Source organism: Terribacillus aidingensis, assembly GCF_900215625.1.
GTDB classification, from domain to species: domain Bacteria; phylum Bacillota; class Bacilli; order Bacillales; family Amphibacillaceae; genus Terribacillus; species Terribacillus aidingensis.
Window position 1 is genome coordinate 1 of record NZ_OBEK01000005.1, and the last position, 26010, is coordinate 26010.

Genomic DNA, 26010 nt, shown 5'->3' on the forward strand with positions numbered 1-26010 from the left:
CTATGCATCGTCGCCTTGGTGGGCCATTACCCCACCAACTAGCTAATGCACCGCGGGCCCATCTGTAAGTGACAGCCGAAACCGTCTTTCCATTTTCAATCAGGAGAAAGAAAATACTATCCGGTATTAGCCCCGGTTTCCCGGAGTTATCCCAGTCTTACAGGCAGGTTGCCCACGTGTTACTCACCCGTCCGCCGCTCATTCCACTAGAATCACCCCGAAGGGGTCATCTAGCTTCCTGCGCTCGACTTGCATGTATTAGGCACGCCGCCAGCGTTCGTCCTGAGCCAAGATCAAACTCTCCATGAAAGTGTGATGCTTTGCTTCTTGCGCTGACGTTGGTCTTATAAAAGACCATGTCGTTTAGTTCGTAATTGGTTGTTTTGTTCAGTTTTCAAAGATCAATATTATGGTGGGCCTAAGTGGACTCGAACCACCGACCTCACGCTTATCAGGCGTGCGCTCTAACCAGCTGAGCTATAGGCCCATAATATGGAGCGGGTGAAGGGAATCGAACCCTCGACATCAGCTTGGAAGGCTGAGGTTTTACCACTAAACTACACCCGCATATTAGAATGTTAGATTGAGAAGTTTGGTGTATCTGGTCGGGAAGACAGGATTCGAACCTGCGACCCCTTGGACCCAAACCAAGTGCTCTACCAAGCTGAGCTACTTCCCGAAGAGATAATGGCGCGCCCGAGAGGAGTCGAACCCCTAACCTCTTGATCCGTAGTCAAACGCTCTATCCAATTGAGCTACGGGCGCTTATTAATAAGAACAACTTTTATATTGTATCATGCTGTCTTCAGCTTGTCAACATCTTTTTTTTACTTTTTATTGGTGCGGCCGAGAGGACTTGAACCTCCACGGGTTATTCACCCACTAGGCCCTCAACCTAGCGCGTCTGCCATTCCGCCACGACCGCTTAAAGTCAAAAGAAAAATGCTGCGTATGATGCACAGCACCGGCAGATCTATAAGATCATCTTCACTTTAAGCAGATGAGCCATGAAGGACTCGAACCTTCGACCCTCTGATTAAAAGTCAGATGCTCTACCAACTGAGCTAATGGCTCACAATAAAAGTAAGCTGGGCTAGCTGGATTCGAACCAACGATCACGAGACCAAAACCCGTTGCCTTACCGCTTGGCTATAGCCCAATAATAAAAATAATATGGCGGTCCGGACGGGACTCGAACCCGCGACCTCCTGCGTGACAGGCAGGCATTCTAACCAACTGAACTACCGGACCGAGCCTTAAAACAGACTCGTTATAAAAACGATGACCCGTACGGGATTCGAACCCGTGTTACCGCCGTGAAAGGGCGGTGTCTTAACCGCTTGACCAACGGGCCATTTGAGATGGCGGAGAAGGAGGGATTTGAACCCTCGCGCCGCTTACACGACCTACACCCTTAGCAGGGGCGCCTCTTCAGCCACTTGAGTACTTCTCCACTGGCTCCACAGGCAGGATTCGAACCTGCGACCGATCGGTTAACAGCCGATAGCTCTACCACTGAGCTACTGTGGAATAATGTTTATCGTTTGGTGACGACTCTATGTATTTTACAACATCTCTCGGCAACTGTCAATTGCTTTTTGCAATTTATTTTTCGTTGCTGTTCGTCTTATTTTGTTACCGTTCGTCGACGGCTTAATAAATTTATCATGTATTGACGAAGACGTCAACACTTTTCGCTAACTTTTTTACTCTTTTTCTTATTAAGCCTCTGTAAGCCCCCTTTTATCAGTCTTTTTAAGCTTTCCGCCGCACTTGCCACATCCGTATTTACGTAGGTTAACGGCCTTTTTGCGTTTATAAACGTGTCCGCATTTTGAACATATATAAGTGTACAGCTGCTTTTCTTTCATAGATGGCAGCATGCTGCAAAAGCGCGGAGACTTTGTTCTCTTCAGAAGTTCACGGAATTCTGGATCTCGGTGCCCGTAACCCTTTCCTTCTATATGAAGATGATAATGACATAGTTCGTGCTTAATTATCCCGATTGTTTCTTCCTGCCCCAGTTCTGCCAGATACTTAGGATTGATCTCAATAACTCGTGTACCTGGCAAATACCTCCCTCCGGTAGTTCGCAGACGATTATTATATCTAGCTGTATCTTTAAATGGTTTATGGAACCAATCAACGGAAATCTCTTCTACAACTTGCTGGAGATTTTGCATCGTTATTTCTCTCAATGTTCGTGCACCTCCTGTTGCTGTTCTGCATATGATGCTGCAGACATTCATTTTTCCCTACATCTATGGGCTGCAGGAGGTAAAAGAATGCCTAATTGGTTAAAAAATCAACTATCCCAAGCTTTCCTTACGAAAAACGTAAATCAATTAAAAGTATTGAACCAATGCTGGTTCTTCTATAAAAGAAAACAGCAATCCAACGACGGATAAAGCCCCTGCCCTGCTCAGGACAGAGGCTTTCCCCCTGTTGCTGTTACTTCACCATTGTAAGAGCAATCCGTTGTTTGTCAATATCCACCTTATCAACCCAAACAGTAACGACATCTCCTACTGATGCAATATCCATCGGGTGTTTTACAAATTTATTCGACATCTTAGAAATATGAACGAGTCCGTCTTGTTTGACCCCTATATCCACGAACACACCAAAATCAACTACGTTACGGACCGTACCTTGAAGTTCCATGCCTTCTTTCAAGTCTTCCATTGCTAGTACATCTTGCTTTAATAATGGCTGTGCCAAATCATCCCGCGGATCTCTCCCTGGTTGATTGAGTGCTTGTACAATATCCTGCAATGTAAGTTCTCCGATTTGTAATTCTGCAGCAGTTTCTTCTACTAGAATCTGAGAGAGCTTCTCTTGCAGCTGTTTACTTCCAATATCCGTCACATCCGCATTCAGCCGTTTAAGCAGCTGTTTTGTAACACTATAGCTCTCGGGGTGGATTGGCGTACGATCCAGAGGTTCTTCTCCATCTAGTACACGAAGAAACCCGATACTCTGCTCATACGTCTTGCTTCCTAATCTAGGTATGGACTTCAGCTGCTTACGGGAAGTAAACTTACCAACCTCATTACGCTGCTTCACAACATTAGCTGCTACTGTTTTACTAAAACCAGATACATACTGCAACAGAGATTCTGAAGCTGTGTTCACGTTCACGCCGACTTGGTTAACTGCTGTTTCGACAACAAAGCCAAGAGAATCGTTCAGCTTCTTCTGTCCTACATCATGCTGATACTGGCCTACTCCGATAGATTTCGGGTCAATCTTAACCAGTTCTGCGAGTGGATCTTGAATACGGCGCCCTATAGAGATTGCACTCCGCTCTTCCACTTGCAGTTCCGGAAATTCTTTTCTGGCTAATTCTGAGGCGGAATAGACACTTGCACCTGCCTCATTTACGATAATATAAGCAACATCACGTTTTGAATCTCGGATAACATCGGCTATAAATTGTTCTGTTTCACGAGAAGCCGTTCCGTTCCCGACTGCTATTAACTGGACATCATATTTCTCCAGCATATTTTCAACAACACGGCTAGCCCCTTTTATATCATGTTTCGGAGCTGTTGGGTAAATGACATTTTTCTCTAGCAGTTTCCCCGTCTCATCAATGACAGCCAGCTTACAGCCTGTGCGGAATGCTGGGTCAACCCCTAGCACCACCCGCCCCTTTAATGGAGGTTGCAGCAAAAGGTTTTTCAAGTTTTCAGAGAAGATTTTAATTGCCTGCTCCTCTGCTTTCTCTGAGAGCATTGTGCGTATTTCACGTTCTACAGACGGCTGGATCAGTCTTTTGTAACTATCCTCGATTGCTGCATGCAAAACGGATACAACCGGAGATGATGTTCGCTGTTTGATAATTTTACGTTTCAAATATGCTAGGATGACATCGGCAGGCGGTTCAACGGTAACTCGTAAAATACCTTCCTTCTCTCCGCGGTTGACGGCCAATACCCGGTGAGATGCCATCTGACGCACCGGCTCTTGATAAGCATAATACATCTCAAAAATGCCCTTCTCATCTTCTTCTGCTTTCTTTACTTTCGTAAGCAGAACACCAGCCTTTTCTGTTTTGTCACGAATATAGTCACGAAATGCGGGCTGCTCGCTGATCCATTCTGCCATAATGTCGCTGGCACCTTGCAGCACATCCTCCGCCGTATGTAATTCTTTTTCAGAATCAAGATATTCTCCTGCTTCTTTTTCTGGGCTCTCTATTGTCTGCTCATACAAAGCTTTTGCAAGAGGCTCTAACCCTTTTTCTTTGGCAATTGTCGCCTTTGTACGGCGCTTCTGCTTGTATGGACGATATAAGTCTTCAATACGCTGCAGCTGCATAGCGGCTTTGATATCGTTTTTCAGGCTGTCTGTCAGCTTTCCTTGCTCTTCAATTAAGCGAATTACTTCCGTCTTCCGTTGATGAAGCTGCTGTGCATATTCCCATTTATCTTGAATGGCTTTAATTTCTACTTCATCAAGTGCACCTGTTTGTTCTTTTCGGTACCTCGCAATAAATGGTACCGTATTTCCCTCTTCCAGCAGATGGATAACTTGTTTAACAGATGATTGCTTGATTGCTGTTTCTTTTTCGACCCATTGGATGAGTCTGTCTTGTATAGTAGCTTCCAATTTTGCTCCTCCTGACTTCTAATATAACTATTGTAGCAGAATTGCCGAATAGATAAAAAAAAGGATCAGCACCATTATGTGGGTACTGATCCTACTCTGTATATTTCATCGCTATTAAAGTGACGTCGTCCTTATTAGGTTTCTGTTTTGAACAAGCGAACATGTCACGTAGTTTTCTGACATCCTTTTCTTTGAAAAGATGATGAGTCAGTTCATTATCCGTAACACCATCAGAGAACATGATGAATATCATGTCGTCCTGCAGCAGTCCGCGGGAAACTTTGTATTTCCGAGGATAACCGGCAAGGAATCCCTGGCTGGGAATACATCGCTCCTTTTTACCGCCTGTAACAGTCATAATTCCGATGTTACCAATCGATGTGAAGGAGTATGTTTCTGAACGGTAGTCCACTTTCAAAATACCGAGAACGACGCCTCGTTTTCCTATTAACACTTCATTTGATTTTCTAATTAATTCATCAATACCGCTATGAACGTGGTCTCGAATGACATCGACGACTACCTGCGAGGACTCTTTAGCGAATTCCCCGCTGCCAAGCCCATCTGCCAGCACACAAATAAATTCATGCTCTGATTCATGGTAGAAATAACTGTCCCCACAGTAATAGTTGCCTTTCTTAGGCTCTTGAAATGCAGATACATCCATATGCTGATAAGATTCAATCAAGATTGTCAGCACCTTCAGCTTGCAGAGCTTCCCGCAATTTCCGCAGTGCTCTCCGCTGAAGACGCGACACGTGCATCTGAGAAATACCGAGTCTTTCTCCTGTATCTTTTTGGCTCATGTTTTCAAAATAAGTGCAGCGAAGAATTTCCTGCTCCCGTTCACTAAGGATTGGCAGTACTTTTTCCAACAGCATTCTGCGGTCAATATCTTCGTAGCCATTATCCTGAGAACCTACCAAATCAAGGATTGCTACTGTGCTTCCGTCCGAGTCAGCTTCTATTTTTCGATCAACAGACAATGCTTTATAGCTTTTCCCCATCTCCATGGTCTCTAGAATATCCTCTTCAGATACTTCCAGATAGGCAGCGATTTCTGCTACTGTCGGGGAATGTTGATTAGAAGTTGTCAATTCATCGATTGCCTTACGAATCTTCGGGCCAAGCTCCTTGATGCGTCGCGGAACATGGACACTCCATGTTTTGTCCCTGATGAAACGCTTGATTTCCCCAATAATTGTAGGAATAGCAAATGATTCAAAGGACTTGCCGAATTCCGGGTTATAACGGCGGATTGCAGCAAGTAAACCGAGCATACCGACTTGAACCAAATCTTCATGAATGGAACTGTTTTTTGAATATTTTCGTGCTATAGATACAACGAGATCTTTGTATGTGAGTACGATTTTTTCTTGGATTTCTTCATCTGTGGGATTCTTTTGCAGATGATCTATCCATGTATAAACCTCATCCTCACGGTTATTGTGTGGTTGAGATTTGGTCGTCATCTAGCCCCACCTCATTTTCATGAAGGTATTTCGTCATGAGGACGATCACTCCGGAATCACTGTTGATTTCCACTTTGTCCATCAACGCATCAATCAGGAATAAGCCGAATCCGCCCTCCCTTAGTTGTTCGATGGGTTCTGCGGCTTCATAAGGGCCAATGTTCTGCTTCACTTGATCTAAATTAAAGCTGCCTCCATGATCTGCAACCATCACTTCAAGCCGATTTTCATAAACACCGAAACCAATCGTAACTTCGCCATCTTCATCTTTTTCATAAGCATGGTTCACAGTGTTTGTTACAGCTTCAGATATCGCTACCTTCAGATCCTCAATATCTTCATAGGAAAAGCCCATCCGATTTGCGACTCCTGAAGAAGTCAGACGTATTACACCTACATATTCTGGTTTTGCCGGTACTTTAATCTCGATAAAATCGAAAGATTCCATAATTAATAGCCACCTTGTACTGTTTTGTCAACATCGATCACATCGATTAAGCCTGTAATCTCGAACAAACGGTATACACGGTCTTGCAGCTGTACGAGCTTCAATTCACTGTTGTTCTCTTTTGTCGACTTTAATCCGCTCACGAATACGCCTAATCCAGTACTGTCCATATAATTCACTTGCTCCAAATTCACTTCCACTTTGTTACCTTGTTTCTCAGTAAGCGACAAAAGTGTTTCTTTCAATTTAGGAGCAGTATATGCATCTATTTCACCAGCTAAAAGAACAATTGCTTTGTTTTCTTGTTCTTGTACGTCAACAGTTAAGTTCATTCTGTACCTCCTAATGGCTAGTTACCATTCCTATGTAATACCCGTTTGTTCTTCTTTTAAACATCTTTTTTGATAATAATTAATGTGAAATCATCGCGAAGATGAAAATCCTGGAGTTTCTCGAAATGTCTGTACACACTCTCCACCAGTTCCTGTGCCGGAAGATGGGAAAAGCTTTTAATTACTTCAAGCACTTCTTCACTTTCTATAAACCGATCACCCTGGCGGCACTCTGTTACACCATCCGTCAACAGAATAATCATGTCTCCAACATGAATCTCTCTCTCATACTGCCGATATTGTGCTGTATCTGTCACCCCAAGAACGACACCTTTGGCTCGAATCTCCTCAAATGTGTCGTCAGCAGCGTGATAATAAAAGCCTGGCTCATGACCGGCCGATGAATAGGAAATCGTGCTGGCAGCCGGATTGAAAAGGGCATAGAACATCGTAATAAACATACTTGGGTCGACGTTCCGTTCCACCACTCGATTAAGACTTTCTAATATTTCACTCGGATTTTTATGCTCTGAAGGAAAACTCTCCATCGCGTACTTGATCATGGACATACATAGCGCAGCTGGGATACCCTTTCCAATTACATCTGCCACCGTTATGCCGACTGTACCGTCCGTATGATGAATAAAGTGATGATAATCACCGTTCATCTGATTGGCCGGAACACTGACAACTCCAATGTCAAAGCCCTCCACCTCCGGCTTCACTGTCGACAGCAATGTGTTTTGCATGCGAGCTGCCACAGAAATCTCGGATTTGATCTCAAGCTGTGATTCACGCAAATCTTGGAATTCCTGCAGTGCCAAACCGTAAGAAATCATAACCTCCAGCAAAAAACTCATCGAGTGCTGTATGTTCTCCGGAAGATCTGGGTAAATTCCTTCCAGCGCATTAATATGTGTGTTGATGATCTCCTCCAGCGATATATTATGCTGTATGGAGCGTTTACTAATTTGCTCTGCCTCGTACAAGGCAGACTCATCTTGTGTATCGATATATTGCTTTAGCAATTGCCGATAGTGAGACAGATCTAGCTTTAGCGCATCCACCTGGCATCATCCTCCTCTAGCGAACCCATTTAACGACTCGGATCTCGGTCCCTTCGCCTTCTTTTGATGTGATATCGAATTCATCCATCAGACGTTTTACACCTGGAAGACCTGCGCCCAGACCTCCAGACGTGGAGAAACCATCCTCCATAACCTGACTGATATCTTTTATACCGGGACCTGTATCAAGGGAAACAATGCAGATACCGCGTGAGCCGACATTCTCTACCTCATCAAAACAAATCTTGCCGCTTCCGGCGTACAGGTAGATATTACGGGCAAGCTCCGAAATAGCAGTCGCAATCCGAGCCTGGTCAACAATTCCAAAGCCAAGCTTTTTCGAAAAATCGCGGCCAAACTGTCTTGCGCCTACAATGTCCCATTCTTTCTGTATATTTACGCAGGTTCTGAAGTCCATGATCACTCCTCCAGTTCCTGGCGCAGTTTAATTAATCCTTGTTCTAAATCTAATGCTGTTGTTACCTCATTCAAATGGATTCCTAAGTCAATAAGTGTAACTGCTACAGCTGGCTGGATGCCTGTCAAAACGACTTTTGCCCCCATTAGATCTGACATCGTCACAACGTCGCCAAGTACTTTAGCGATGAAAGAATCAATAATATCTACAGATGTCAGATCAATGACAACCCCTGTTGCACCGCTCTGATGAATTTTATTGAGCAAGTCTTCCTGAAATTGGATGGCAGTTTGGTCATCCAAATCAATCTGAATGCTGATCAGCAGGTAATTGTGCAGCTTCAATATTGGAATTCTCACGATTGTTCACTCCTATCAAGCGAATCGATCAGCTCTTCTATAGTCTGTTCTTCGCTGTTTGTTTGTACGATCATCTGATTCGTCATTTCTAATGCTGCAGTAAACCCTTTACGCAAAGAACTTTTCGTCGGGAACTTACTAAGATCTATTCCTAAGTTGACGATTGTCTGCGCGATCTCCGGCCGGATACCTACCAAGATACAAGTAGAACCAACCAATCTGACCGCTTCTGCAGCTTGGATAATATGGTGCGCCACCATGGTATCTACGACGGGCACCCCGGTAATATCTATCAGCACAACTTCGGCATGATGCTTGATAACACCGTCTAATAAGTTCTCCATAATAAACTTAGCACGTTCCGTATCGATTGTTCCGATAAGCGGCATAACGGTTATATTCTCCATGACAGGAATTAACGGAGCTGACAGCTCCTGCAATGCCACTCGCTGAAGCGATACGGTATTCTCCCAGCTGCCGGAATATTCATTCACTAGCTGATTGATGACTGGATTGACGAGCTCGTCCACATTTCGCAGTACTTCTGGAACAGATACTTCCAGCTCTTCATGCTCAATGAGAAACTCAATCGCAACCCTTTTAAAGAGCTGTAAACCATCTGTTAAATAACTAAGCGGCCAGCCCAGATTGATTACACGCTCTGTAAATCTGTCCAAATCAGAAGTCAAGCTCTCTTTTTCCACACTGCCGAATATAATATTAACGAATTCGCGATTCGTATTCTCGAAAAGATCCTGTGAAATAGACGAATTTGTGACTTCCTTCTGCTTTTCTGCGACTTCTTCGAGCCACATATGAACTAGGTTGTTACTATTATCAACCAAGATCTCCTTCAGTTTCTTTGCCATCATGAAACCCCCGTATTGTAACGTTCACCTTGTCAAAGGCTGTAATAGCCGCAGTCGTTTGCTCAAGGTCACTTTAATCTACTATTAATCTAACACCTATAAGACCACCTTGCCAACATGGCGCCTCTGTTTAGTATATACTATTTTCCAATATGACTGAAATTATATAAAAAAGCCCTTACGTTTTCCGTAAGGGCTGGTCCGCACCTAAAACTCTGTAAGGCCAAGACTTATTTCGAGAGCTCGATTGATATTCTCCATCATTTGCGTATCAAGCTGTGTGATTTTGTCTGTCAGTCGCTGCTTGTCAATTGTTCGGATTTGTTCCAGAAGAATGACGGAATCCCGTTCAAAACCATACTTCTTGGCATCAATCTCCACATGTGTCGGCAGCTTGGCTTTTTGGATCTGCGCTGTTATCGCCGCTACGATGACTGTCGGGCTGAAACGGTTGCCGATGTCATTCTGCAGGACCAATACCGGGCGCACTCCCCCCTGTTCTGATCCCACTACCGGGGACAGGTCGGCGAAATATACTTCGCCTCTCTTTACGATCAAAGGCCTACACCCCGCTTACAAGGCGCTCTAACGTTACTTCTGCCTCCTCTTCAGCTTGGAAAGCTTCTGAAGCGATATTTAAGTTGATACGTGCCATTTCCATGTACCCTTTTTGCATGGTTTCACGGATATCTTTTCTTTCTTGCACGTATGATTTCGTTGCTTGATAGAAGAAATGATCGAGACTGTTGTTATTGTTCTGCATCAAACCATCCACCTCATTTAGGAGTTTCTTAGGCAGCTTTACAACGATTTCTTGTAAGCCTTCGGACACAACCATACACCTCCACCAATTCGCTCGGGTCGTTTCTGTAAAAATCCACTCTCATCATACCATCCGAGCGCGCTATTTGCAAAGGACCCTCCGGTACTTTTTGATAAAAAAAACCTTTTTTAAACAAAAAGTATAAGGGATAGGCTGACTTCCTGCCGAAAATTAGAATGTTCTGCCAGAATACAGTGTATTTGCCACTTCTACAGTCTGACCGGCGTGTTTATAGACGCGCGGCATCCGGGCACCAATCAAACATGGAACTTCATAATTTATCGTCTCAACCCAATCTGCTGCTTCATCCATGCTGATACATACACCTTGCTGCGTTCCGATTAGAACAACTTCCGTACCAACAGGGTACGCTTGATCGAGCTTTATCATACATTGATCCATGCATACCCTTCCAACGATTGGCATTCGTTTACCATCTACAAGCACCTCAAAACCTTGCATTTTACGAATCCATCCATCTGCATAGCCTATAGGAAGTGTACCGATCCATTCTGGTCCGTCTGTTTCATAGGTTGCTCCATAGCTTACCGCTTCATGCGCTTCGAGCTGTTTCACATGTACAATCCGGCTGTGCAGCGAAAACGCTTGGCGGAGTGAAATAGGATGCTCTTCCTTTACTATCTTTGATGGATAAAGGCCATACATACCAATACCAAATCGGACATAATCCGACTCTTCGGCAGCAAAGCGCATGCTGGCTGCACTGTTATCGGTATGAATAGTAATTGGATCATTCCATACTTCCCTTAACGTTTTCAGCAATGCATCTAACTTGCTACGCTGTCCTTCAAAGTAAGCTAAATCTGCTTCGTCTGCTGTTGCAAAGTGTGTGAAGACCCCTTCTAGATGGAGAGATGGATCTTCCAGTAACGAGACAACGGAACGAATTTCTTCCGAGGTGCGAAAACCGATTCTGCCCATTCCTGTATCCAGCTTCATGTGGAGACGAAGCGTTTTTGCCAGTTGCTGCGTACGCACTGCTTCCAGCCAATCCTTTCGATAAAAGGTCAGTGTAATATCGTGATCTGCAGCGATTGCAGCATCTTCCGGCCGTGTTGCTCCCATTACGAGAATAGCGGCTTGGATTCCAGCTTGACGCAGATGAAGCGCCTCATCCAAGAAAGCGACTGCCAATGCTGATGCACCTGCATTTAGCGCTGCCTGTGCGATCTGTACATACCCGTGTCCATATGCATTCGCTTTAACTACCGCATAAATTCCTTTATCTTCTCCGATATGTTCTGCCAGTTGCTTTATATTATATTCAACATCATCAAGATTTATTTCTACCCAGGAATCTCGATAAAAATGGTCAATCTGCATTACATGTCATCTCCTAGAAAATTTACCTTCGTCTATTATATGTATTATAACAGGAAAATAAAAAAGCAGACGATTGTCGTCTGCTTCCTTTGTTATTTGATTGCTTGACCGCTTATAGAAGTGGCAACTTCTTGAATCTCTTCTCGTGTCAATTCTTCACTGGCAAGCATGTAATCTACGCCATTTTGTGTCCAAGTCAAACTGGACGAAGTAATAGCACCGACCGTAAACCCGAGACTGTAAGGCTCACCTGATGCAGGAATCGCTGCAGCTGACACTGCATCAGACACATCTGCTGGTTCTTGAATCAATGTAAAGTTCTTTTCCCCTTCATAAGTGAGGATAACGCGCTCCTGCCCGTCTACATTGACTTCCTTCTCTTCTGTCAGCGTTGCTCCTGCCGTTTCTGTCGGGTAAAGGACAGTCAATCCTTGCTGCTCAGCTGGCGCTGCGGATGCTGGTGTACCTGATACAGAGCTTGTCATATTGTTTTCCAGCTCAAAATCCTTCGCTTCAAACTTCGGATCAAGCTTAAACGATGCAAAGCTCACTTCTACCATTGGCTTTTTGTCCTTATCCAAAACTTTTACCAATTCAGGTGTGTACGTTTTCTTATTAAAATAAATTTCCTGATACGGCAGCGTCGTATTATTCTGGTAGGTTGTCTTCGTACGGAAAATGTAGTGCTCTTCTGTCATTTCGAACGTCGCATTGCTGTCTTTCAGCACATCTTGTACGAGTGATTGATACAAGTAAGGCTGACTGCTGTTATAAGGCCATTCGCTTTGAAATTTAAAGCTTTTTTTCATGGCCGGAGTAAGCACGAATACACCATCTTTATTTCGCAAAATAACTTGGCTGCCTTGTTCGTCTGTGCCATTTTTCAATAGGACACGGTAATTGTCATCTTTTTGATACCAGACATCAATTCCGTAATCTTGCTGTTCTTCTCCTGTGTTCAGCTTCATAGTGGCTTCTGCTTTGTAGCCTTTCATTTCAGCTGATGTTTCTTCCAGCTTTTTCACTACATCTTCCTGAGAAGCCTCACCGCATCCGGCCAATAAAAATAAAAAGGCAGCAAAGACGATCATACCAGCAAATTTCTTCATGGTCACACTCCTTTGTCAGCTATAAAGCGAACAAAGAGAACATGCCACCGTTATAAGGAAATGTCACGAAAGACTTTGGCCAGCCCTTTCATCAGGTCTGTTGCCAAAAGATCTTGCTGCGAATGTGCATCTTCTACCAAGACATCCGCCGCTCTTCCATGGACATAGACACCGTTTGCAATGGCTTCCAGAGGATCTTCATGCTGCATGAGCATGGCTAGCAGGATACCGGAAAGAACATCACCGCTGCCGCCTTTTCCCAAACCAGGGTTGCCCGTAGTATTGACAAGCTGCGTGCCATCAGGTGCGGTAACAATTGTATACGTTCCCTTCAGTACGAGATAGACCTGATACACAGTCGCAAATTTCCTAGCCAGTTCAAATGGCTGCTCAAGAAGCTGGGGCACTTTCACGTCCAAAAGCATCGCCATTTCTCCAGGATGCGGCGTTAAAATGGTCGGTGCTTGTCTATTCCGCAGGAGTTCCAAATCGGATTTGATATGATACAAGCCGTCTGCATCCAACAGAACAGGAACCTCAGCTTGTTCCAGCACTCTTTTCGTCAGCGCTGCTGTATCTTCTCCTCTGCCCATCCCCATTCCGGCAACTACTGCATCGTATGCGCTCACATCCAAGTTCTCCGTATCCACTAGTACACCGTTTTCTCCAGCAAGGCTAGTAAATGTTGCCTCTGCCAAGTGAGATAAAACAGACGGAATCACCTGCGGAAGCGTGCCGACAGTAAGCAAACCTGCACCAGCCCGAAGCGCAGCCATGCTAGCCATGGTGACCGAACCCGGCATCTCTGTTCCTCCTCCAATGAGGAACCCCTTCCCATTCGTCCCTTTATGAGAGAAAGGCTGCCGAACGGGGAATGTCCGCTTCACGTCCTCTTTTGTCCACGTTCGGGCACCAGCTTGTCTGCCTAAGTATGCAGCTGGCAGGCCGATGGATACCGTTTCCCACTTCCCATAAAACGGAGCCGTCTTCTGGATAAAAGCAGTAGGTTTTGGCGCTTCTATAATAAAGGTATAATCTGCTTGTATGGCTTCACGAAAATCTGCTGCATCATCAGCTGGAACACCGGAAGGCAGATCAACAGCCAAAACAAGGGCATCTGTACTGTTAACTGCTTGAATGGTCTCGGTATATGGACTGCGTAAAGCACCCCGTACACCTAAACCTAGCATGGCATCAATAATGACATCAGCTGATTCTAATGACGATAGGAAAGTATCTGCCTCCACATCCGCCACATGTCCGCCAAGCCGGTTATATAACTGCTGATACAGCGCCGCATCTGCCGTTAGATTACGGCCGACTTGGACAGCCGTCACATCATACCCTTCATTTAAGAGCGTCCTAGCTACAACGTATCCATCGCCGCCATTATTGCCAGACCCACAGAGGACAAAAATCCGGTCCGTGGTTCCGATCAGCGGTTTCATTTTCTCAGCAATTGCCCGACCGGCAGATTCCATTAAGATGCTGCCGCTAATTCCGATATCCTCCATCGCATAACGATCTACTTCGTACATTTCCTTTGCGGTGACAATATACACGCTGTTCCCTCCTACCCGCACTACAATTTATGTGACATGTCCAAGAAATATGCAGACAAGTCTATTCGCCTTGCGTGATGATTACTTGTGCTGCAGCATACGCTTCTGAATGTGTAATTGATAAGAAGATGTGTTCTCCCGCTTCTTGATCTGCTGCCTTCAAAACCGGAGCTCCGGCTGCGTTCGGCAAAACCTCGATATCTTGCAGACCAAGCCTTCCTAAGCCTGTTCCGCGTGCTTTCGCATACGCTTCCTTGGCAGCGAAACGCCCTGCGGCAAATTCTGCTTTACGTTTCTGAGACGTAAGTGTTTGATATCGCGCTTTTTCTTGGTTTGTCAGTATCCTGTCCAGAATCCGCTCATTTCTCTGGATTGCTTTTTGAATTCGCGCTAATTCTGTAATATCTAAACCGATACCCTTTATCACTGTCGGACAACCTCCCTTCGTGCAGATTCTCTACCGTGTATTGTACCCTATATGTATAAAAGCAGGGAGAAAAGATATAAGATGTTATAACAAGCATTTTTTATTGTTATACGCTAAGCTTTAACCTATGAAAGCTATGAAGGAGGAATGATCTTGTTCCGCAGAACGGAAAGCTTTAAAGAATATTTATATGCATACCCTGTTATTAGCTCGATTGCAGCAATCAACTTGCTGCTTTGGGTTATTACCGGCTTATTTTCCAATCCATTAGGCAATAGCATTTACCAGTGGGGGGCTGGTGTAAACTTGTTCATCTCTTACGGGGAATATTGGCGGCTTATCAGCCCCGTTTTCTTGCATGCACCAGGCAGTATCTCTCATGTTTTATTTAACTGTTTTTCGCTTGTTATTTTTGGTCCGGCCTTAGAACAAATGCTTGGCAAACTAAGATTCATTCTAATTTATTTACTAACTGGAATTATTGGTAATGCGGTCACATATGTACTGGATCCTTACAGCTTTGTAAGCCACATCGGTGCGTCTGGTGCTATCTATGGACTATTCGGCATTTACTTGTTCATGGTTTATTTCCGCAAGCACTTGATTGATGCAGCTAATGCACAATTAGTTGTAATTATCTTCGTTATTGGTATCGTCATGTCGCTGTTTTCTGCCAATATAAATCTTACCGCTCATTTAGCAGGCGCGGTAGGAGGATTTGTTCTGGCACCGCTTTTCCTCCTAAAAGCACAGCCATTCTCCATCTACCGAAATAAACGCCCGAAAGAGCATGAAGGAGACGCAGGCTTTGATCCTAATCGCTGGAAGAAGCGGCCGTACGGAAAACGGACAAACAAAAAACTCATTTTATGGATTATCATTGCAGCCTTGGTGCTTATCGGGATTTACGACTATATGACTTAACGAAATGACAGAAATAAACCGGGAGAATCAGGTCTCCCGGTTTATTTTATATCATTATACTCATTCTGGGTTAGCGTATTGTCGAGGCGGATATACTGACCGCCTTTACGATCTTTAATAGCTATCCCCATTTTCGCTAAATCCTTTTGTAACTGCCTCGCTTTTGAATCCTCGTCATCCTTGAGGTATCCTTTTCTAGCACGAAGCAAGCTATGTGCAGCTGCTGGTACTTGTAAATCACTCTCTTCCCAACGGCGATAGGATGCCAAATAAGGATCCTCATAAAACCAAGGATAGCCCATGGAAAGAAAGGCTTGCGCGAGCTTCTCTTTATTAGCATCATATGCTTCTTTGTACATCTCATTTTCTTGCAGCCCTACTAGGACGAGTGATTTACCATCCAAATAGACAGACTGAATAGCTTGTTTTCGAAAGCTGTCTTGTGTTTTTCTAATCTTAAGCAAGACGGATTCTCTATTGATGATGACCGTTAATGTTTCATAGAAAATGAATTGAGATAGAGCTACCCCTGCAACTGCACCTATTATGCATAAGATAGCAGAAGTTGTGATCCCTGAATAAGAAGCAATCTTCTCTACAAGATCCTCGTAAGGAAGCCAAGGCAGCTTTAGTATCCATTTCGCGATTACCGGCAGATACCAGCCTAGAATCGCCCCTAAAATAGGCGGTATAACACGTATGGCCGCTCTTTCCATTTTCGTTAGTCCTAACTCAATATCCTGCAAGGTCTATTTCCTCCTTAGCTGCGGAAAGAGTACCAGTCAGCTGCTGCCTGCGCATCCTGTTCCGCCAAATGCCTTACTTTAAAACTGCTGCCAGCTGCTCCGCCTGATGCAACCGAAATCTTTACCGTTCCTAATTGCTTTTTTGATTGGAAATAATGCTGCGATTCACGAAATGCCTGCACTTTTTTTCGCGGCACATGAACCGTAATACGTGACAATTCCCGGTAGCGCATCGTCAGCATATCGGCTGTCCAAGACACCCCGGCATCTTTATAATCCAACACACAGAAACAGACTGTTAGTAAAATAAACAGAATAGCAAAAAGACCATACCAGCTAAAGAAATATACCAGAACCCCAGTTATGAGCATAGAGATTAGTATCGGAACGAAAGCGTAACGCAGCCGCGCTCGTTTCGGAGGCTTTCGGAATGCCGTCTCTACCACAAATCCCGGTACAATCTCTTTCAAGAAATGCTGCAGTTCAGACCGCTTCAGCAGCGGAAAAAGAATCGTCGAAAAGCTGTGTTTATCTGATTCCGCCCCCCCTCCTGCAATCACTGCACTGACTGCCAGTAAGCCAAATGGCTGACGGAAAATATTTTCTTCGACCTTCAACGCTTGAATACGATGCAGCGGAATCGTAATTTCTCGTTTTTCCAGCAATCCACGGCGGATGAATAACTCTTCTCCTTGCTTGGTTATTTGGAAGTAACAGTATTTAAAAACTGTCCCGACCATCGCTATCATCCAAGTAAGCGCCAAGCTGCCAATAACAAACAGAATAGATAACACAAGGCTCTGTTCCAGCAGCCAATCAAATGCAATAGAGTAGATATTAAAGTCGGCTATATTATCTAACTGCTGTGTAATAGCAAACAGAAAACCGAAAAATACACCTGTCCCGCCTGACGTAGCAGCAGCAGCTAATAGACGCCGGAAACTGAGCGTATACCCTGCACGCTTAACTGAAGAAAGATCCTCAATTGAATCAGTTTCCGTATCTCTCTGTTCCTTTCGCTTTACAAACTGCTGAATCCCAGCAGCATCCTCTTTGGAAAGGGCACCTATTTCACCTTCAGCCTTTTTCCCGCCGCCTGCTGTTTGCACTTCCAGTTTCACAATCCCGAAAAGTCGATGCAGAATATTGGCACTTGTATTTACAGATTGAATCCGGTGTTTGGAAATGTAGCGCTTTTTCCGAACAAAAACCCCTGATTCCAGGCGTAATTCATCTGCTTCTATCCGATACGTAAAACGATACCAGTGAAGGAAAGCAGTAAGTCCGCTTATTAACAATACTGCTCCAATAAGGGCGAAGGGACTCCACCAAAACATTTCACTAAGGTTTCGAAAAAAAGCTATAAAGCCTACTGCTAATGGTATGATCGCATCTTTGATCAACTTCAGCATCTGGAGAACGATACTAATTGGGTGCATGCGTTTTGGTTCAGACATCATCTTCCTCCACTCGAGCCAGCGTTCCAATACGATCGCGCAGCTCTAGCGCTTCCTCTAACAGCAAAGCGGGTATCCGATGTGTTGTTGCCGCTGTCGAAATGGATACAGTTGCCAATTTAAATGCCTTCAGTACCGGGCCTTGTTCCGTATCAACATGCTGCACACGAATCATTGGCACGATTGTTTGCGTGACAATGAAAATACCGTGCTGTATGTATATTTCCTGTTCAAATACTTCGTAACGCCATCTTCTCCAGCGAATACCTGGAAGCAGCCAAATAAAGATGCCGGCGGCCAATACAATCAATGCCCACCCAAGATAGATAATATATGTTGGAATAGACCAATCATCCATAAAATAAGTCGGCACGCCTGCCGCAATTGCCGGCACCAGCATGGAAAGACCTGCATTAATCCGCCACACCTTTTTAACGCTGGCAGCGATTCTGTTCCGTGGTTCTCTTTTCATTTTCTCCCCTCTCTTCCTCATTTCATCATACGATTAAAATGGGAATTTGTTTCAAAAATAACAAAAAAACAGACACCAAAGCTGGTGTCTGTACTTGAATTAATTATTTTCGTTATTACGTTTACCACGGTAGCCGCCGCTAGAGCGTTTGCCTTGTCCTTGGTAGTTACGGCTGCGTGATTTACCGCCGCCGGAATTGCGTCGGTCGCCGCCGCGGGAACCGCCGCCGCGATATTTTTTCTTATCCTTGAAGTTGCCTTTAACACTGATAGGAGCGATAGAAGTAATGCGTACCGGTGCATTACGACGTTCTTTTGTCAGCATTTTCAATGCAGCTGCAACAACTGTTTGTGCACCAAACTGATTGATCAGCTCGTCTGCTTTATCGTTGTAAGCTTGCAAATCTTTGCTTTCAATCGTACGCATCATTTTTTCAATAGCAATTTGCTGCTGACCTTGAGCTGCTTCATCATTTGTAGGTGCAGTTTTACGCGCAATCTTGCTCTTTGTCGTCTTTTCGATCAAGTGCAGATGCGGAACTTCTCTAGGTGTGATGAAGGAGACAGCTTGTCCGCCTTTACCAGCACGGCCTGTACGTCCAATACGGTGGACATAGCTTTCCGGATCCTGCGGAATATCAAAGTTATATACGTGCGTTACGCCAGAAATATCAAGACCACGTGCTGCTACATCAGTTGCAACTAACACTTCTACGCGGCCATTTTTAAATTTGTTCAACACGGACATACGCTTGCCTTGTGTAAGATCGCCATGAATACCTTCTGCGCGGAAGCCGCGAGCTTGTAAACCTTCTGTTACTTCATCAACACGCTTTTTCGTTCTGCCGAAGATGATTGCCAATTTTGGCTCATCAATATCAAGTAAGTTGGAAAGTGTATCGAATTTTTGTCTTTCTTGTACTTCGATATAAGACTGATCAATGTTTGTTACAGTCATCTCTTTTGATTTTACTTTGACTTCTGTAGGGTCTTTCATCAGTTTTGTACCGATATCACGGATTTCTTTCGGCATTGTTGCACTGAACAGCAATGTCTGACGCTCTTCTGGAATAGAAGAAAGGATTTCACGGATGTCATCGATGAAGCCCATGTTCAGCATCTCATCTGCTTCATCCAATACAGCAGTATGAACGCCGCTGAAATTAATTGTTTTACGGCGAATATGGTCAAGCAGACGTCCAGGTGTCGCAACAACGATGTGCGGACCTTCTCTAAGAGCACGAATCTGACGATCCATGTGCTGACCGCCGTAAACTGGAAGTGTTTTAATACCTTTGAATTGACCAAGACGGTGCAGCTCTTCTCCTACTTGGATAGCAAGCTCACGTGTCGGTGCAATAACAAGGCCTTGGATTTGGCGTTTAGAACGATCGATTTTGCTGATCATCGGAATACCGAAGGCAGCAGTTTTACCAGTACCAGTCTGCGCTTGACCTAGTACGTCTTTTCCCTCTAATGCGGAAGGAATCGTTTCGGCTTGAATTGGCGTCGCTTCTTCAAACCCCATTTTGTCTAATGCTTTTAAGATTGGTTCAGAAATACCTAATGAACTAAATGTTGTCAATTTCTATTTACTCCTTTATATAAAAAAAGTTCTCACTGATGAAGCACGGCAGTTATACACAATAAAAAAGCCTTCTCCACGCTAAGGAAGAGGCCTTAAGCAAGCATTCATTGGATTTAATTATAGTAACACACTATTTGTCCGAATTCTACCTATATCTATGATTACACGTATATAGACGTGCATATTCATCATAAAGCCCTTCCTAAAGTAACCACATGTTCAGGAAACTTATATTCGCTTTTCAAGCAGCAGGTCTACCGGCATTCTCAGCTTAATTCTTATTTTCTCCCGAGAGAAGGATATTAAACACCCTGACGCAAATTTCAAGCTTTCAATAAAAATTCATCCACTTGGCTGCAAATCTGGTCAATATCCGGCCCAAGACAAATTAAATGCTTTGATTCATCAAACAGCACGAGCTTTTGATTGGCTGAACCTAAGTGCTTATGCAAATACTTAACTGTCCGGTAAGGCACCGTACTATCTTGAATTCCCTGCACGATGAATACCGGACAAGAAACATCCGGAAGTGCTTTTTTGGTGTAATCAATACACTTCTTAAATTCCAAAAGTGCGCGGAGCGGCACCTTCCCCCGCTTCTCATGCCGAAGCATATTTAAGTCATCTAGCGCTTCCCCTGTAAATGTATTTTTCATACACTGCAACGCCTCTAATGTAAGCAGCTTCCAGTTAAGGTATTTTCCCGAGGCGGATAGCAGTACAAGCTTGTCTGCACCATATTTCGCTGCTAAATGGCTCGCAATCATTCCGCCCATTGAAAATCCAATAACATATACAGGCTTGCAATTTTCCGCTAATCTCTCATATGCTTCTTCGGCAGCTTGAATCCACTCCATGTATCCAACATCCTTCAGACACAATTCATCTGTCTGACCGTGCCCTGGCAGTGCAACCATTTCCACCTGCCATTCCGTATGCTGATTGCGGAGGTACTGGGTAAGCGGCTCCACCTCATATGTTCCGCCGGTGAAGCCATGGATACATAATATTCCTGTCATACGCTCATCTTCACTTTCCCCTGTTATTTCAATATATTTAAAAAAGAGCCTAATGATTTTACAATAGGCGAAACTTGCTGGACTGTCGTCGCCATCTGCCCAACTGTAGACATCATTTTGTTAATATCCATCTGTCCGTTCTTATCTTGAAAATAGGATGCCAGCCCCTTTGTGAGCTGTGCTTGCTGTTTAGGCTGATACACATTTGTCGGCTGGGCGTACGCATGCCAATATGGCGCAAGCGGCGGTTTCTTAAAATATTCATAAGGTGTTGCCGCTGGCTGCTGCGGGGGCGGCGTTTGCTGCTGTTCTCCCCATTGGCTGAATTGCTCAGGCGGATATGGGTTAAAAAGATACGGATCGGTTTGTCTGTTAGTATCACCAAAACCATCATTTGTTTGTATCTGTTCTTTATTATAATACTGCGGTGCCGGATTTGTCTGGTAAACCGGCTCGTAATAGTAACGCTGACGGCCATCGCTCATCTGCTGTTCCTGTGTTCGGGAGCGCGGCGCTGCCGAATTGTAATAGTACATCGTCCACACGCCTTTCCTAATTCTTCTACATCGTATGTTGGGCGAAGGCAGGGCGTTAACTGTCACAAAAAAAGAAAGCAAAAATCACGTGGGTCCGTTGATCTTTGCTTCAATAACTAATTTGTGTCCGAGTGGACCGCATTCTATTTATAAGCCCAAGCACTTGCTGGAGCCTTTCTCTCTGGAAACCATGCACTTTCTCCCCGTTAACTAGGACGAGAGGTGTGCTGTATATGGAATATGCCTGCATTTCTTTCAATAAAGCTGGCGATTCTGTAACATTCTTTAAATTGTAGGAGATATTCCACTCATCAAGCTGCTGTACTACTTCATCGCATTGTCTGCAATGATCACTGATGTAGACGTCCACTTTGCGATGCTTCATTTTCATTTCTCCTTTAATCTCTAACTTGATTCTATTCCATATTTTACCCAGTGATATAGGGAATAAAACATCATGCGCTCATATTTTTCTTTTCTTTCTATGTAAGCCTTTACTTTGCAAGAAGACAGTTTGAACTCTTTCCTGCGTGGTATCAGTAGCATATGCAATTAATCAAAAAGGAGCTGTTTGACATGCCAAAAGATCCAAAAACACAATATTACCATGATACATTTCCAAAACAATTCCAAGATGCCCCTGGGCTGCAAAAAGAAATGGATCCGAAACCGGATTGCGGCGAAGAGAGCTACAAAGGCTCTGGTAAATTGGACGGTCGTAAAGCACTCGTAACAGGAGGAGATTCCGGTATCGGCCGCGCTGCTGCGATCGCTTATGCACGCGAAGGAGCAGATGTTGCCATTAACTACCTTCCTGAGGAGCAGCCCGATGCAGAGGAAGTAAAACAATTAATTGAGGAAGCAGGCAGAAAAGCTGTCTTAATTCCTGGCGACCTGAAAGATGAAGATTTCAACTACAAACTAGTCGAAGAAGCGCACGAGCAATTAGGCGGCTTGGATATTTTGGCTCTTGTAGCTGGTAAGCAGCAAGCTGTCGAGGATATTGCTGATCTTCCTACCGAGCAGATAAAAGAAACGTATGAAACAAATGTTTATCCGCTATATTGGCTGTCAAAAGCAGCGATTCCGCATATGCCAGCTGGTTCTTCCATTATTACGACGACATCTGTTGAAGGCTTTAATCCTTCTCCGATGCTATTGGATTATGCTGCTACAAAGTCAGCGATTATCGGCTTTACAAAAGGCTTGGCAGCACAGATTGCTGACAAAGGAATCCGTGTAAACTCCGTAGCACCCGGTCCAATTTGGACACCATTGCAAATTTCTGGCGGTCAGCCGCAAGAAAATATCCCGGAATTCGGCGGCGGGACACCTGAGACTCCTATTGGACGTGCCGGACAGCCGGCAGAGCTTTCCAGTGTGTATGTATTCCTTGCTTCTGAGGATTCAAGCTATGTATCTGCTCAAGTGTACAGTATCACTGGCGGTATTCCGACTGCATAAGCAAAAAAGCTGCGAGCATGTGCTCGCAGCTTTTTTATTGTTTTACTGCTTTCCAATGATGCTTCGTTTGTTCATACGTTCCGATATGCCGGTGCAAGACACCATCTTCCAAATATGCTGTGTGAGGAAAGCAAGCATTCAGCAGATGCCGATCATGACTGATTCCAATGACCGTCCCATTAAATCGTTCCAAGGCTTCCTCCAGAACTTCTCTTGATTCTAAATCCAGATGGTTTGTCGGTTCATCCAGTACGAGTAAGTTAATGCCTTCATGCATGAAAATGGCCAGCTTGAGGCGCATTCTCTCTCCCCCGCTCAGCCGCCCAATTGGCTGGAATACTGCATACCCGTAAAACATAAATGCTGCCAGCATATGACGCGCATCCGCTTCCGTTACGGAAATAACAGATCGGAAATAATCAATCATGCGCATGTCAGCATCAGCTTCTTCTAATGGATGCTGCGGCAAATAACCCGCCCGAACTGCACTTCCAAGATGCACACTTCCGCAATCCGCTGCTATATCTCCAAGGACTATTTTAATGAGTGTTGATTTCCCGCTGCCATTATCGCCGACAATTGCTAACCGCTCTTTATAACGGAGGTGCAGCGAAATATCCCGCAATATGTCTCTAGTTCCGAAACGCTTACGAACTGACTCCAACCGAATGACATCTTCTCCGCTGCGATTATCAGCAGCCAGCTGCAGCTTCATCTTGGCTGGATCGATATTTGGTCTATCGAGTTTCTCCATTCGCTCCAAAGCACGCTCCATATTTCGGGCCCGCTTATGAAGTCCTTCATTCGGAGGATTAGCTTGGTTAGCCCATAATTTCAGACGTTTGATTGTTTCTTTCATCTTCTTAATCTTCTTCTGCTGCTCTTTATAAGCTTCAAATTCCTGCAGCAGCTTCGCTTCTTTTTGCTTCAGATAAGAGGTAAAATTACCAGTATAGATTGTTACCTCTCCATCTTCAAGATTTGCAATTTTTGAAACCGTCGCATCGAGAAAATACTGATCATGCGAGATAACACAAACGGCACCGTTATAATTCGCAAGGAATTTTTCCAGCCATTCAATCGCTGCGAGATCAAGGTGATTCGTCGGCTCATCCAGCAGCAATAAGTCCGGCTGCTGCAAAAGCACATATGCCAACCCTACCTTTGTTTTCTCACCGCCGCTGAGCTTCTCAAAAGGTTCTTCCAGCAAATGGCCAATATGCAAACCATTGGCCGTGCGAGCTATTTGAGCATCCATTTCATACCCGCCTGCTTCTGCGAATAGAGTCTGGACTTCTCCGTATACACGAAGCGCTTTTTCCAGTTTTTTTGGATCTAGCATCTGCTCTTCCAGACTTTGCATCTTCTTTTGCAAAGCTGCCAATTCATGAAAAGCACCTGCCAAGTATTGCTGAACAGTTCCGTATCTTCCTTCCGGTAATTGCTCTAAATAGCCTATCTTCGTTTGCTTACGTATAAACACTTGCCCATCATCACAAGCTTCCAAGCCTGTGAGTATCTTGAAAATAGTCGATTTCCCGCTGCCATTCCTGCCTACAAGACCCAGTTTTTCTCCTGGTTTCACTTCTAAGTTAAGATTGTCGAATAACAGATTTCCACCCATGATTTTCTTTACGCACTTTAGTGTTATTAACATTGCTTATCCGCTCCTTTTTAATTAAAAAAGCCAGACAGCAAGACTGTCTGACTCTGGCAAATCGAAAAAAGGGTACAAAAAAACCACACGCAGGGTGTGGTTCTCTTCACGCCTATTTTATTTGTCGTAGAGAAATAGATCCTGCATATTATTCAGTATTCAGTTGGTAAAAAAGGGCATACGTATCCCGTTACCAACGAAACCATGAATAATCGCGCGGCGATGCAATAGATTTTGATCTGCTTCACGCGAAATATTATGCAACATCTGATTCCCCTCCTTCTCCCTGTAGTTATTTCCAGTATATGTGTTTATGAGTGAATTGTCAAACTATTCCCCAACAATCATTTCAAGATGACTAGGATGGATGTTAATCTCCCCCGGAGTATCTGCATAGATTTCTCCGTCCATATCAATCGGCTTGCCAGCAGGAGACAAAATACGGACAGTTTCCACGTCCTGTACTTCTACTTCGGTGAGTTCAGTCAAATCTGTTTTATCTTGCTTTATTTGGAGAAGTTGTTTAAAGCTTGTGAGTGTAGAATTTTTGACAACACAAAGCTGCAATTTTCCATCATCCGGCCTGATTGCTGAACCCGCCATTTCTCTTGTTCCAATGAATCGGCCATTCATCACTAATATCATTACAGCTTCACCAGCAGTTTTCTCTCCATTCACTTCTATTTCATACGCAAAGGGCTCGACTTGATTAATTGTCCGTAACGTACTCATAAAATAAGAGAGCACTCCCCAAGTAGATTTTTCATTTTCATTTATATTGTTAGAAGTATCAGCAATCAATCCCATTCCCCAAAAATTTAAGAAATAGGTATCCTCATATTGCCCGATATCAATAGCCGCTGTCTGCCCGTCAGCAATCGTCTGAGCTGCTTTCTTCAAATTCTGCGGAATACCCAGCATACGGCTGAAATCATTGCACGTACCACCAGGAATAATAGCCAGTTTCGGACGCACTGAAAGAGGAGCAATCGCATTGATAACTTCGTGGATAGTCCCATCACCCCCATGAACAATCAATAAGTCAACCTTCCCCGCCATCTGCTTGCAGTAACGTATCAACTCCTCCAGATCATTCGTTTGCATGATTTCAAGTTGTTTTACTGCTGGCGAAATCTTTGGAAGCGTCTGTCCAAGTTCTCGTTCCATTTGATCTTTGTCCATATTTCCGTTTATTACATAAAGAGCATGTCCAAAAGTCTGCATCGTTCTTCACTCCTTTCCTTTTATGTTCCCTGCAGCTTTTCCCCTCTAAACTCAAGCCAGAAAAAAAAGCCGGCTGATAA

Annotated in this window: 29 protein-coding genes, 11 tRNA genes and 1 rRNA gene; 3 read left to right on the forward strand and 38 right to left on the reverse strand. The window is 44.2% G+C overall.

Features of this window, described 5'->3' with window-relative positions; genetic code table 11:
- From CRO17_RS14330 to CRO17_RS14390, 13 genes are all read right to left on the reverse strand, one after another.
- Positions 1 to 309 (reverse strand): 16S ribosomal RNA (locus CRO17_RS14330); the annotation flags it as partial.
- A gap of 101 nt (positions 310 to 410) precedes the next feature.
- Positions 411 to 487 (reverse strand) — tRNA-Ile (locus tag CRO17_RS14335).
- Between the two features lie 6 nt (positions 488 to 493).
- A tRNA-Gly gene (locus tag CRO17_RS14340) sits at positions 494 to 567 on the reverse strand.
- Between the two features lie 35 nt (positions 568 to 602).
- Positions 603 to 679 (reverse strand) — tRNA-Pro (locus CRO17_RS14345).
- Positions 680 to 688: 9 nt separating this feature from the next.
- Positions 689 to 765: transfer RNA gene (locus tag CRO17_RS14350), tRNA-Arg, on the reverse strand.
- 73 nt (positions 766 to 838) lie between these two features.
- Positions 839 to 925 (reverse strand) — tRNA-Leu (locus tag CRO17_RS14355).
- A 76-nt stretch (positions 926 to 1001) separates the two neighbouring features.
- Positions 1002 to 1074 (reverse strand) — tRNA-Lys (locus CRO17_RS14360).
- 14 nt (positions 1075 to 1088) lie between these two features.
- Positions 1089 to 1159 (reverse strand) — tRNA-Gln (locus CRO17_RS14365).
- Between the two features lie 15 nt (positions 1160 to 1174).
- A tRNA-Asp gene (locus tag CRO17_RS14370) sits at positions 1175 to 1251 on the reverse strand.
- Positions 1252 to 1282: 31 nt separating this feature from the next.
- Positions 1283 to 1354, reverse strand: a tRNA-Glu gene (locus tag CRO17_RS14375).
- A gap of 8 nt (positions 1355 to 1362) precedes the next feature.
- A tRNA-Ser gene (locus CRO17_RS14380) sits at positions 1363 to 1453 on the reverse strand.
- A gap of 2 nt (positions 1454 to 1455) precedes the next feature.
- A tRNA-Asn gene (locus tag CRO17_RS14385) sits at positions 1456 to 1530 on the reverse strand.
- A 191-nt stretch (positions 1531 to 1721) separates the two neighbouring features.
- Positions 1722 to 2198, reverse strand: coding sequence for a SprT family protein (locus CRO17_RS14390; protein WP_425444462.1), 477 nt, complete (start codon positions 2196 to 2198; stop codon positions 1722 to 1724).
- 87 nt (positions 2199 to 2285) lie between these two features.
- Here CRO17_RS14390 and cmpA point away from each other — a divergent pair, with 87 nt between their 5' ends.
- Positions 2286 to 2408 (forward strand): cortex morphogenetic protein CmpA, encoded by a 123-nt coding sequence (gene cmpA, locus CRO17_RS14395; protein ID WP_097043186.1) that lies wholly within the window; start codon positions 2286 to 2288, stop codon positions 2406 to 2408.
- Positions 2409 to 2451: 43 nt separating this feature from the next.
- On the opposite strand, the gene CRO17_RS14400 is transcribed toward cmpA, so the two are convergent.
- The 15 genes from CRO17_RS14400 to acpS all read right to left on the reverse strand — a co-directional run bounded on the left by CRO17_RS14400 (position 2452) and on the right by acpS (position 14844).
- Positions 2452 to 4614, reverse strand: a complete 2163-nt coding sequence (locus CRO17_RS14400; protein ID WP_097043187.1) for a Tex family protein — start codon at positions 4612 to 4614, stop codon at positions 2452 to 2454.
- A 91-nt stretch (positions 4615 to 4705) separates the two neighbouring features.
- Entirely contained in the window at positions 4706 to 5302 is a 597-nt protein-coding gene (locus CRO17_RS14405; RefSeq protein WP_342748989.1) for a SpoIIE family protein phosphatase, read from the reverse strand.
- A complete protein-coding gene (gene sigB, locus CRO17_RS14410; RefSeq protein WP_097043188.1) occupies positions 5295 to 6086 on the reverse strand; it encodes an RNA polymerase sigma factor SigB in 792 nt (263 codons plus the stop codon). Before sigB ends, CRO17_RS14405 begins: the two co-directional genes overlap by 8 nt.
- The gene (gene rsbW, locus CRO17_RS14415; protein ID WP_077305188.1) at positions 6058 to 6534 is read right to left on the reverse strand and encodes an anti-sigma B factor RsbW; all 477 of its coding nucleotides are present in this window, start codon (positions 6532 to 6534) and stop codon (positions 6058 to 6060) included. Before rsbW ends, sigB begins: the two co-directional genes overlap by 29 nt.
- A 2-nt stretch (positions 6535 to 6536) precedes the next feature.
- The gene (locus tag CRO17_RS14420; RefSeq protein ID WP_097043189.1) at positions 6537 to 6866 is read right to left on the reverse strand and encodes an anti-sigma factor antagonist; all 330 of its coding nucleotides are present in this window, start codon (positions 6864 to 6866) and stop codon (positions 6537 to 6539) included.
- Between the two features lie 56 nt (positions 6867 to 6922).
- A complete protein-coding gene (locus tag CRO17_RS14425; protein ID WP_097043190.1) occupies positions 6923 to 7933 on the reverse strand; it encodes a PP2C family protein-serine/threonine phosphatase in 1011 nt (336 codons plus the stop codon).
- Between the two features lie 16 nt (positions 7934 to 7949).
- Positions 7950 to 8351 (reverse strand): anti-sigma regulatory factor, encoded by a 402-nt coding sequence (locus tag CRO17_RS14430; protein ID WP_077305194.1) that lies wholly within the window; start codon positions 8349 to 8351, stop codon positions 7950 to 7952.
- 2 nt (positions 8352 to 8353) lie between these two features.
- On the reverse strand, positions 8354 to 8710 hold the full coding sequence (locus tag CRO17_RS14435) for an STAS domain-containing protein (RefSeq protein WP_038558142.1): 357 nt from the start codon (positions 8708 to 8710) through the stop codon (positions 8354 to 8356).
- The gene (locus CRO17_RS14440) at positions 8707 to 9579 is read right to left on the reverse strand and encodes an STAS domain-containing protein (RefSeq protein WP_097043191.1); all 873 of its coding nucleotides are present in this window, start codon (positions 9577 to 9579) and stop codon (positions 8707 to 8709) included. The genes CRO17_RS14435 and CRO17_RS14440 overlap by 4 nt, the downstream gene beginning before the upstream one ends.
- A gap of 207 nt (positions 9580 to 9786) precedes the next feature.
- Entirely contained in the window at positions 9787 to 10137 is a 351-nt protein-coding gene (locus CRO17_RS14445; protein ID WP_077305197.1) for a type II toxin-antitoxin system PemK/MazF family toxin, read from the reverse strand.
- A 4-nt stretch (positions 10138 to 10141) separates the two neighbouring features.
- On the reverse strand, positions 10142 to 10417 hold the full coding sequence (locus CRO17_RS14450) for an antitoxin (protein ID WP_077305198.1): 276 nt from the start codon (positions 10415 to 10417) through the stop codon (positions 10142 to 10144).
- Positions 10418 to 10573: 156 nt separating this feature from the next.
- Positions 10574 to 11746 carry an alanine racemase gene (gene alr / locus CRO17_RS14455; protein WP_097043192.1) on the reverse strand — a complete coding sequence of 391 codons (1173 nt, stop codon included), beginning with the start codon at positions 11744 to 11746 and terminating at the stop codon, positions 10574 to 10576.
- Between the two features lie 92 nt (positions 11747 to 11838).
- Positions 11839 to 12855: a LolA family protein gene (locus CRO17_RS14460; protein ID WP_097043193.1), complete on the reverse strand. Its 1017-nt coding sequence runs from the start codon at positions 12853 to 12855 to the stop codon at positions 11839 to 11841.
- Positions 12856 to 12905: 50 nt separating this feature from the next.
- Entirely contained in the window at positions 12906 to 14417 is a 1512-nt protein-coding gene (locus CRO17_RS14465; protein WP_097043194.1) for an NAD(P)H-hydrate dehydratase, read from the reverse strand.
- A gap of 61 nt (positions 14418 to 14478) precedes the next feature.
- Entirely contained in the window at positions 14479 to 14844 is a 366-nt protein-coding gene (gene acpS / locus CRO17_RS14470; RefSeq protein WP_097043195.1) for a holo-ACP synthase, read from the reverse strand.
- A gap of 147 nt (positions 14845 to 14991) precedes the next feature.
- On the opposite strand from acpS, the gene CRO17_RS14475 reads away from it, so the two are divergent.
- Positions 14992 to 15768, forward strand: coding sequence for a rhomboid family intramembrane serine protease (locus tag CRO17_RS14475; protein WP_425444464.1), 777 nt, complete (start codon positions 14992 to 14994; stop codon positions 15766 to 15768).
- Between the two features lie 41 nt (positions 15769 to 15809).
- Here the strand turns inward: CRO17_RS14475 and CRO17_RS14480 are convergent, their stop codons facing one another.
- The 7 genes from CRO17_RS14480 to CRO17_RS14510 form a co-directional block, all read right to left on the reverse strand.
- A complete protein-coding gene (locus tag CRO17_RS14480; RefSeq protein ID WP_097043197.1) occupies positions 15810 to 16514 on the reverse strand; it encodes a YqeB family protein in 705 nt (234 codons plus the stop codon).
- Positions 16515 to 16528: 14 nt separating this feature from the next.
- Positions 16529 to 17971 (reverse strand): PH domain-containing protein, encoded by a 1443-nt coding sequence (locus CRO17_RS14485; protein ID WP_179637107.1) that lies wholly within the window; start codon positions 17969 to 17971, stop codon positions 16529 to 16531.
- The gene (locus CRO17_RS14490) at positions 17964 to 18443 is read right to left on the reverse strand and encodes a PH domain-containing protein (RefSeq protein ID WP_097043199.1); all 480 of its coding nucleotides are present in this window, start codon (positions 18441 to 18443) and stop codon (positions 17964 to 17966) included. Before CRO17_RS14490 ends, CRO17_RS14485 begins: the two co-directional genes overlap by 8 nt.
- A 99-nt stretch (positions 18444 to 18542) precedes the next feature.
- Complete coding sequence (gene cshA, locus CRO17_RS14495; protein ID WP_097043200.1) at positions 18543 to 20027, reverse strand: degradosome RNA helicase CshA; 1485 nt, start codon at positions 20025 to 20027, stop codon at positions 18543 to 18545.
- A 326-nt stretch (positions 20028 to 20353) separates the two neighbouring features.
- Complete coding sequence (locus tag CRO17_RS14500; protein WP_097043201.1) at positions 20354 to 21049, reverse strand: alpha/beta hydrolase; 696 nt, start codon at positions 21047 to 21049, stop codon at positions 20354 to 20356.
- A gap of 23 nt (positions 21050 to 21072) precedes the next feature.
- Positions 21073 to 21585: a YppG family protein gene (locus tag CRO17_RS14505; protein WP_097043202.1), complete on the reverse strand. Its 513-nt coding sequence runs from the start codon at positions 21583 to 21585 to the stop codon at positions 21073 to 21075.
- Between the two features lie 109 nt (positions 21586 to 21694).
- The gene (locus tag CRO17_RS14510; RefSeq protein ID WP_179637109.1) at positions 21695 to 21970 is read right to left on the reverse strand and encodes a glutaredoxin family protein; all 276 of its coding nucleotides are present in this window, start codon (positions 21968 to 21970) and stop codon (positions 21695 to 21697) included.
- A gap of 191 nt (positions 21971 to 22161) precedes the next feature.
- Here CRO17_RS14510 and CRO17_RS14515 point away from each other — a divergent pair, with 191 nt between their 5' ends.
- A complete protein-coding gene (locus tag CRO17_RS14515) occupies positions 22162 to 23049 on the forward strand; it encodes an SDR family oxidoreductase (protein WP_097043204.1) in 888 nt (295 codons plus the stop codon).
- Between the two features lie 34 nt (positions 23050 to 23083).
- Here CRO17_RS14515 and abc-f read toward each other — a convergent pair whose 3' ends face one another.
- The 3 genes from abc-f to CRO17_RS14525 form a co-directional block, all read right to left on the reverse strand.
- Positions 23084 to 24706 carry a ribosomal protection-like ABC-F family protein gene (gene abc-f, locus CRO17_RS14520; protein ID WP_097043205.1) on the reverse strand — a complete coding sequence of 541 codons (1623 nt, stop codon included), beginning with the start codon at positions 24704 to 24706 and terminating at the stop codon, positions 23084 to 23086.
- 159 nt (positions 24707 to 24865) lie between these two features.
- Positions 24866 to 24973, reverse strand: a complete 108-nt coding sequence (locus CRO17_RS18085; RefSeq protein ID WP_306278107.1) for an RAxF-45 family protein — start codon at positions 24971 to 24973, stop codon at positions 24866 to 24868.
- A gap of 63 nt (positions 24974 to 25036) precedes the next feature.
- Positions 25037 to 25930, reverse strand: coding sequence for a diacylglycerol/lipid kinase family protein (locus CRO17_RS14525; RefSeq protein ID WP_097043206.1), 894 nt, complete (start codon positions 25928 to 25930; stop codon positions 25037 to 25039).
- Between the last annotated feature and the right edge of the window lie 80 nt (positions 25931 to 26010).

Bases quoted from the DNA above. Each gene is read 5' to 3' on its own strand.
- cmpA (WP_097043186.1), top strand. From the start codon at position 2,286: ATGCCTAATTGGTTAAAAAATCAACTATCCCAAGCTTTCCTTACGAAA.
- sigB (WP_097043188.1), bottom strand. From the start codon at position 6,086: ATGACGACCAAATCTCAACCACACAATAACCGTGAGGATGAGGTTTAT.
- rsbW (WP_077305188.1), bottom strand. From the start codon at position 6,534: ATGGAATCTTTCGATTTTATCGAGATTAAAGTACCGGCAAAACCAGAA.
- CRO17_RS14420 (WP_097043189.1), bottom strand. From the start codon at position 6,866: ATGAACTTAACTGTTGACGTACAAGAACAAGAAAACAAAGCAATTGTT.
- CRO17_RS14430 (WP_077305194.1), bottom strand. From the start codon at position 8,351: ATGGACTTCAGAACCTGCGTAAATATACAGAAAGAATGGGACATTGTA.
- CRO17_RS14440 (WP_097043191.1), bottom strand. From the start codon at position 9,579: ATGGCAAAGAAACTGAAGGAGATCTTGGTTGATAATAGTAACAACCTA.
- CRO17_RS14450 (WP_077305198.1), bottom strand. From the start codon at position 10,417: ATGGTTGTGTCCGAAGGCTTACAAGAAATCGTTGTAAAGCTGCCTAAG.
- alr (WP_097043192.1), bottom strand. From the start codon at position 11,746: ATGCAGATTGACCATTTTTATCGAGATTCCTGGGTAGAAATAAATCTT.
- CRO17_RS14460 (WP_097043193.1), bottom strand. From the start codon at position 12,855: ATGAAGAAATTTGCTGGTATGATCGTCTTTGCTGCCTTTTTATTTTTA.
- CRO17_RS14475 (WP_425444464.1), top strand. From the start codon at position 14,992: ATGATCTTGTTCCGCAGAACGGAAAGCTTTAAAGAATATTTATATGCA.
- CRO17_RS14485 (WP_179637107.1), bottom strand. From the start codon at position 17,971: ATGTCTGAACCAAAACGCATGCACCCAATTAGTATCGTTCTCCAGATG.
- CRO17_RS14490 (WP_097043199.1), bottom strand. From the start codon at position 18,443: ATGAAAAGAGAACCACGGAACAGAATCGCTGCCAGCGTTAAAAAGGTG.
- CRO17_RS14500 (WP_097043201.1), bottom strand. From the start codon at position 21,049: ATGACAGGAATATTATGTATCCATGGCTTCACCGGCGGAACATATGAG.
- CRO17_RS14505 (WP_097043202.1), bottom strand. From the start codon at position 21,585: ATGTACTATTACAATTCGGCAGCGCCGCGCTCCCGAACACAGGAACAG.
- CRO17_RS14510 (WP_179637109.1), bottom strand. From the start codon at position 21,970: ATGAAGCATCGCAAAGTGGACGTCTACATCAGTGATCATTGCAGACAA.
- CRO17_RS14515 (WP_097043204.1), top strand. From the start codon at position 22,162: ATGCCAAAAGATCCAAAAACACAATATTACCATGATACATTTCCAAAA.
- abc-f (WP_097043205.1), bottom strand. From the start codon at position 24,706: ATGTTAATAACACTAAAGTGCGTAAAGAAAATCATGGGTGGAAATCTG.
- CRO17_RS18085 (WP_306278107.1), bottom strand. From the start codon at position 24,973: ATGTTGCATAATATTTCGCGTGAAGCAGATCAAAATCTATTGCATCGC.
- CRO17_RS14525 (WP_097043206.1), bottom strand. From the start codon at position 25,930: ATGCAGACTTTTGGACATGCTCTTTATGTAATAAACGGAAATATGGAC.